The sequence below is a fragment of the Bradyrhizobium sp. Ai1a-2 genome (assembly GCF_000426245.1).
Taxonomy (GTDB): Bacteria; Pseudomonadota; Alphaproteobacteria; order Rhizobiales; family Xanthobacteraceae; genus Bradyrhizobium.
This window is the reverse complement of sequence record NZ_AUEZ01000186.1, coordinates 1-3,820: the sequence shown is the minus strand read 5'-3', so window position 1 is coordinate 3,820 and position 3,820 is coordinate 1. Positions and strand designations below refer to the sequence as shown.

Here is a 3,820-nt window from a genome sequence, read left to right as displayed (position 1 = left end):
CTCCGCCGATCGTCCGTTGCTCCACCCGCGCCACTTGGCGTACAAAACTCCGAGACTCTAACCGCCGCTGGATGAAAACTCAGTGGCAGGTCACATGCCGAAGAGCGCGGGACGCCGAAAAACAGAAAGATGATCGATTGGAAGCTGATCACCGATCTGCCTGTTGGTTCTCGCACCGACGCCATTGAGAAGCTCAAATGGTATGCTTTGAGATGGAAGATCGAGGTGTTCCACAAGATCCTCAAATCGGGCTGCAAAGCTGAGGAGTCGAAGCTCAGGACCGCCCAGCGTCTGACCAATCTGATCTCGCTCTTTTGCATCCTGAGTTGGCGAGTCTTCTGGATGACGATGCTCAACCGTTCCGCCCCAGACGTACCGCCAACCCTCGCGTTGACTGCGACTGAAATCGGCGTACTCGATCGCCTCGTCAACGACAAACCAAAAGCAAGACAGAAAACGCTCTCGCACTATCTGATCAAGATCGCCCGGCTCGGCGGTTATCTCGCCCGCGCCAGCGATCCGCCGCCTGGCAATACCGTCATGTGGCGCGGGCTGTCACGTCTCACTGACATCGCGCTGGGCGCCATGGTCGGAGTAGAATTTGCGGGTAATTGAAAGTCGGGGAAGGCCGAGGAGAAAGCAGACTGCAGGCAATTGCTTAATATCCTGGCTCATGATTCCACGCCCTCATGATTGGACAAAGCGACAGGCCGCTGGATAGGCTGCATCCGGCAGAAAGAATAATGGCAGCCGTTAGAGCCGAGACCGCTTAAAACAAGCAAACCACCGCGGTCGGCGAGCAGCGCTTTTGCCGCCGCGCGCCGATCCAGGGAAACCAGGATTGGTCGTCATCACTTCGTCTCTGTCCACTTCCAGCGGCCCGTCGTGCGCTGCGAGGTCAAAACCGCGATCTGCTGATCGCTTTCGAACGCGACCGATGCGGCGGCGGCTTCCGCTCGCCTCAAGCTACAATCCGAGTTATTCACGGTGACCAATTCCTCTGCCTCACCTCGGAGGACGCGTTCCTGCGGCACTGCAGGGGCGGCCGGAGCTTTGCGAGCTCTCTCAAGTCTTCAATACCTTCGCTCTTGGTCCCAGTGTACCGTCTGCAACTCCCTCAATGTCCGATCGCAACTTAGTCGGCCGGTTACGGGTTCTCCCAATAGGCGGAGAGCTGCAGCAGGAGAGAAACAGGGCTCGTTTTAAAGGCTCGTGTTCCTAAGCAATACATCACCCTCGACTTCGCGCGGATATTTTGTCACCACTTCGAATGAAGGCAAAAGATCAAGAATGGCTTGTAGGGAGAGCTGCCCTTCGTAAAGCTCTTTGTCGCTGTATTCCGTGTAGATAAACCGGGTGTTGCCAAGGGTCTGTCTACCGGCCGCGATCACATCTGACTCGGCTCCCTGCACATCCATCCAGATCAAATCGATCTGGTTCAGGTTCGCTTCGCTGCACCAGTCATCCAGCCTTCGAGTTTCAACTGAGATGGGACAATCGAACCGAACCCAGTCATATTCGGCGAGATGATTTTTGGGTCGGCGTATTGAACCAGAGAGGTCCCATTCCTTCGCCTCTCCATCTCCATTGCTTGGATGGAATTCGATGCTGCCATTTCGGTCACTAATCGCGAACTCAAACAGCCTTACATCATCCAGGTAAGCATTCATATCCTGCTTGAACCGAGCAACCGCTCGCGGGTCTGGCTCAAAGCAATAGAGCTGCGCCTTTGGACAGAGCCTCAGAAAACGTTGGCTATCGGCCCCGTCATTGCAGCCGATGTCCAAGATGACCGGATCTGGCTTTCGAATAAGTGAAATGATGTACTCATGTACGTTTAACAAGAGGCAGACTCCCGCATGTGTCCCAGACGCTTCCGCACCGGCCGTTGAATAGACTTCGACCGGCTTTCCTTATCGGACCGCAGTATTTCCATCGCACATTCGTGCTCGCGAATGTATGCCAAATGGAGGTCAGGCGTAGCGCTGGCCCAATTTTGATTGCTCTTATCCTCGGGACGATTTGATTACGATAGACAGACCTTCCTGTTGACCGTGTTGCAGAAGTGTCAGGCACTTGCAATCGACTCGCCCCAATTCGCCGCAAGGCTAATAAGAAGTCGAGGGTTGGCTCAATTGTACGGAGGTAAGCGACCCATATAGAAAGGATTGGGAAAGCTATACGAAAGTTTGGCGGTAACCGGCATGAGCCCCCCACCTGGGCATCGCGCGACTGAGCTGCGATACATCCTGGGGTAATGTGCGGAAGGTTCTGCAAAAGCTGAGAGGCTGAAGCGGTCATGGTAAGTCCGGTGATTGCGAAGATCACCGCTCGTAGAGGAGCTTGGACCCGCCATGACCGTGACGAAGATTAGGACGGACGTCTCTGCAGTCAAAGAGTTGTTGAGGTCGGATAAGGAGTTCCTGAAGCCGCTGATCCAGGGTGCGGTGCAGGAAATTCTCGAAGCCGAGATGACGGAGACGCTGGGTGCGGAGAAAGGCGAGCGCAGCGAGAGACGGCTTGGCTATCGCTCCGGCTACTATCCCCGCTCGCTGATCACCCGGGTCGGCAAGATCGAGCTGAAGGTGCCGCAGGACCGGCAGGGGCGGTTCTCGACCGAGCTGTTCGAGCGCTATCAGCGCTCGGAGAAGGCGCTGGTTGCGGCCTTGGCGGAGATGTACGTGCAAGGCGTCTCGACGCGGAAGGTCAAGCAGGTCACCGAGGAACTCGTGGGGCATGCCTTCTCGGCCTCAGCGATCAGCGCCATTAACAAACGGCTGGATGGATCGCTGAAGGCCTTTTGCGAGCGCAGGCTCAAGGAACCGTTCCCCTATCTGATCCTGGATGCGCGCTATGAGCGGGTGCGCGAGGACGGCATCATTGCGAGCCAGGCGGTGCTGATCGCGATCGGCGTCGACTGGGAAGGCCGGCGTCAGGTGCTCGCGGTCGAGCTTGCCAACCGGGAGAGCCGGTCGAGCTGGAAGGAGTTTTTGGAAGCGTTGAAGGCGCGCGGCCTGCATGGCGTCGAGTTTGTCGTCTCCGACGATCATCCCGGCTTGAAGAAGGCGATCGCCGAAGTGCTCGCCGGCGTGTTCTGGCAGCGCTGTTATGTGCACTTCCTGCGCAACGCGCTCGACTATGTGCCGCGCAAGGTCGACGACGATTGTCTGCTCGAGCTGCGCTGGATGTACGACCGGCGCGATCTTGGCGAGGTGCGGCGCGATCTAGCGGCGTGGCTTGCCAAATGGAGCGGCAAATACCCCAAGCTCACCGGCTGGGTCGAGGACAACATCGAGGAGACGCTCACCTACTTCCGTCTGCCGCTGGGACACCGCAAGCACATGAAGTCGACCAACATGCTGGAGCGCCTCAACGAGGAGATCCGGCGGCGCACCTACGTGGTGCGAATCTTCCCCAACGCCGAGAGCTGCCTAAGGCTGGTGCGGGCGCTGACCGTCGAGCGCCGCGAGGCCTGACTCGAGGACCATCGCTATCTGAACATGGATCTCTTGAAGGAGCACAAGAAGGAGACGCTACGCCGGGCGGCCTGACGATGCTCAGGCCCACCAAAGGGATGGACGCCACCCCTCTCCGCCGCCGTCGCTCGCCAGCGCTGCGCTTGGGGCGAGCGAGCGACGGCGGCTCCGAGGGGATGGCTTGGCCGGATCCCATGATCAATTTTGCTGAACTTGACGCACAGAACTTCCTGGCATAACTGTTTTTTAGAGGTGGGCAATGGCAGATGCCATGCATGAAGCCATGCTCGATGCCAGGCAGGAAGGCGGCTCCTATCGTCGGATCGAGGTGATCACAGGGCAGC

Annotated in this window: 2 protein-coding genes and 1 pseudogene; 2 read left to right on the top strand and 1 reads right to left on the bottom strand. The window is 57.9% G+C overall.

The annotated features are described in order from the left end of the window. Nucleotides 1-129 precede the first annotated feature (129 nt). Nucleotides 130-615: an IS4 family transposase gene (locus K288_RS48990; RefSeq protein WP_275451084.1), complete on the top strand. Its 486-nt coding sequence runs from the start codon at nucleotides 130-132 to the stop codon at nucleotides 613-615. 587 nt (nucleotides 616-1,202) lie between these two features. Here K288_RS48990 and K288_RS0142740 read toward each other — a convergent pair. Further along, nucleotides 1,203-1,844: an FkbM family methyltransferase gene (locus K288_RS0142740; RefSeq protein ID WP_027584792.1), complete on the bottom strand. Its 642-nt coding sequence runs from the start codon at nucleotides 1,842-1,844 to the stop codon at nucleotides 1,203-1,205. Between the two features lie 510 nt (nucleotides 1,845-2,354). On the opposite strand from K288_RS0142740, the pseudogene K288_RS48985 reads away from it, so the two are divergent. After that, nucleotides 2,355-3,551, top strand: a pseudogene (locus tag K288_RS48985) (IS256 family transposase). The last annotated feature ends 269 nt before the right edge of the window (nucleotides 3,552-3,820 follow it).